The following is a 3,151-nucleotide window of genomic DNA, read 5'->3' on the forward strand; positions in this document are numbered from 1 at the left end:
CCTGCGCCAGTCGGTCAGGGCGGCGCGGTACGCCTCGGCGGCGGCGCGGGGGCGGCGGGCGGACTCGTAGACCACGCCCCGCCAATGATGCGCCCGGGCCGACAGCCGCGCCATGGGGCCGGGTTCGTGGGCCTCCCGGCGGGCGGCCGTGGCCGAGTCGGCGGCGCGGCGGTAGGCGTCGGCGGCCTGGTCGAGGCGTTCGGGGCGGTGGGTGTGCAGATAGCCGAAGCGGTGGGATTCGCCGAGCTCGAACCAGATCCTGGCCACCAGGCCGGGCTCCACGGCCGGCTGGTGGGCCAGGCCGAGGACGTACTCGGCCTCCCGGAGGTCGACCAGGTCCTCCTCGAAGCGGTAGCGCAGGATCAGCGCGCGGCCCAGCATCAGCAGCCGGCCGGGCAGCATCGGGTCGCTCTCCGGGGTCTCCATCCGGCAGTCCCGCAGCACCTGGACGGCCCGGTGGACGAAGCCCTCGCCGCCGTCGAGTCCGGCCCGTTCCAGCAGGGCCTCGCCCCATTCGGCGACCATCTCGCGGTATTCGGGGCGGTCGCGCGAGGTGAGGGCGCAGGCCTCGGCGAACGACCCCGCGGCGCTTTCCAGTTCGGCGGCCGAGCCGCCCTGGGCGTAGCGGGCCACCGCGATCCGGCCGGCCCGCAGCAGCAGTGCGGCCCGGGCCGCGGGGTCCTGGCCGGTCTCGCGCAGGGCCCGGCCCAGCTGGCGCCCGGCTTCGTCGAGCCGCCCGCCTTCGAGGAGTTGGGCGTCGATGAGGGACAAGGTGGCGGCCTGCCGGGCCTCGGGGGGCGCGGCTTCCCGCTCCAGCGCGTCGACCCCGGACAGGAAGGAGACGGCGGCGCGGCGGGCGAAGATCTGGCTGCTCTGCCGGTCGGGGGCGGTGTCGGCCAGCCGCAGCAGTGCCCGGCCGTGGGCCAGCGGCAGCCCGCTGGGGCGGTCCTGGGTCGGCGGCCAGGAGTCGGCGAAGGCCTCCAGCATGCCCAGCGTCTCGTGCAGCAGCCCGGTGTCGCCGCCGAGCTGCCACTGGTCCTCCAGCACCCGGACCCGCTCCAAGGTGGCGTCGAGCAGCTCGCGCGGGCCGAGCCCGGGAGAGGCGCACACCGCGGTGAACTCCCGGTCGGCGCGCCGCAGCAGCTCCAGCGCGCCGCGGTCGTCGCCGACCGCGGCCCGGTCCTCGGCGGCGGCCTGGAAGACGCGGGCGCGCACCGCGCGGGCCCGTACCGAGCCGGGGTGCGCGGTGGCGGTCTCGGCCGCTTCCTGCGCCTCCCGCAGCAGGTCCGCGCCGCCGCGCACCCGCCACAACACCACCAGCTGCTGGGCCAGTTCGCTCCACAGTTCGGGATCGATGCCGCGCACGCCCTCCCGCGCGGTGGCGGCCCGCAGCAACTGCACGGCGTCCAGCAGGTTCTGCACCATGCCCTTGCCGTGGAAGCGGGCGGCCAGCGCGCGGGCCTGCCGTACCACCGCCGAGGCCCGCACCGGACCGGCGTCGGCGACCGCGGCCCCCGGTCCCGCCTCCGGTGCCGTCCCCAGCCCGGGTCCCGGGCCCGCTCCGAGCCCAAGTCCCGGCCCGGGTCCCTGCGGCAGCGGCATGAACCGCTCCAGCACCCGGGCGGCGACCTCGGCGAAGGGCTGCGGCGACTCGGTGCCGACCACGGGCGGCAGTTCCTCGTCGCGCACCACTTCGCGGACGGCCGAGGCGCGGGCGGCCTGTTCCAGGGCGCTGCGTACCGCCTCGTCCGCCGCCAGGTCGCCGAGCCCTTCGGTGAGCTGGGTGATCGCCAGGGCCGGGAAGTTGGGGCCGCCCTTGCCGAAGCGCTGCTCGACATACTGCGAGCAGTGCTTGAGCACCAGCAGCGCCTCGTCGCGGCCCAGCGAGGACAGCAGCGCGTCGCGCACACCGTCGGCGAAGTGGTACCAGCGGTGGTCCTCGTCGGTGTCGCGTACCAGCAGCCCGCTGAGCAGCACCTCGGCGAGTTCCGCGGGGCCGGAGTCGGGCAGCATGGTGCGCTGCACGAGCTGCATGACGGGCAGGAAGAGCGGGGCGGCGGCGAGGTAGACGGCGAGCTGCGCGGCGGTCGGGGAGGCGGCCGAGCGGAAGCGGCCGACGAGCGCGGGCACCGGCACGGTCGTACGGCGCGGTGGGCTGTGGGTGGCCGGATGGTCGGGGTGCACCCAGCCGACGGCGGCCGGCACCTCGCCCGCGCCCATACCGGCCAGCAGCCGCGCCCAGGCGCCCAACGCGGCGGCGGTGGGCGGCAGTACGGGTACCGGCAGCGCGTCGGGTTCGGTGGCGGAGGAGGCCGGTCCGGCCGAGAAGCGCAGCGGCGCCGCGGTGGCCAGGCCGGCCGCGCGGTGCAGCGCCCCGTACGAGACGGGCAGCCTGGTGCGGTTCCACAGCCGGGCGGGCAGCGGCTGGAGCACGGCGGCCGGGCCGAGCCGCAGCAGCCGGTGCAGCAGCCGGTGGGCCTGCCCGGACCGCCACAGCGGGCCCACGCAGTCGCTGACCAGCAGGGTGATCCGGCGTCCGGTCGGGTCGGACAGCTGCTGCGGGGAGCGCAGTCCGGCCGGTTCGGGGTCGAAGCGGCCGGAGACGGCGAGGCCGCCGTCCGGGGTGGTGTGCAGATAGCGGACCTGGACCTCGTGGAACGCGCCGAGCCGCTCGAAGACGGTGGCGAGTTCGCGCAGCATCCGCTCCCAGACGAACATCGACGAGGAGGCGTCCATCAGCAGTTGCATGGCCGCGTCGCCGCGCGGCACCGGGCGGAAGACCGGCAGCATCAGCCCGCCGGCCCGGGCCGTCCGATCGGCGGTGGCCGCCTCGTCGAGTTCTTCCCGGCGCGGCCGGGCCGGGCTGCGGTAGCGCTGCAACGGGCGTAACGCCGCTTGGAGTTCGAGGAGTCTGGGCAGGGCGGCGGCTTCGGGGACGGTGACGCCGAGCGCGCCGGTACCGGCTGCCGGACGGCTGCGGCCGGGGACGCCGGCGCCCGGGTACAGGCTGGTCGTGCGGGCGCCCTGCGGCTCGGCGGCGGGCGGGACCAGCCGCACGCCCTTGCCGTCGCTGGCGTCGCCGACGGGGGTGCGCGGATAGCCGGGCGGCGGGGTNTGCTCCACCGGNACCGGGGCCNCCTCGCTCCTGACC

At 77.0% G+C, this 3,151-nt stretch carries 1 protein-coding gene; it reads right to left on the reverse strand.

The annotated features are described in order from the left end of the window. A partial coding sequence (locus GA0115240_RS39080) for an SAV_2336 N-terminal domain-related protein (RefSeq protein WP_093743108.1) occupies positions 1-3,123 on the reverse strand: 3,123 nt, incomplete at its 3' end. Positions 3,124-3,151 lie beyond the last annotated feature (28 nt).

Source organism: Streptomyces sp. DvalAA-14, assembly GCF_900091855.1.
GTDB lineage: Bacteria > Actinomycetota > Actinomycetes > Streptomycetales > Streptomycetaceae > Actinacidiphila.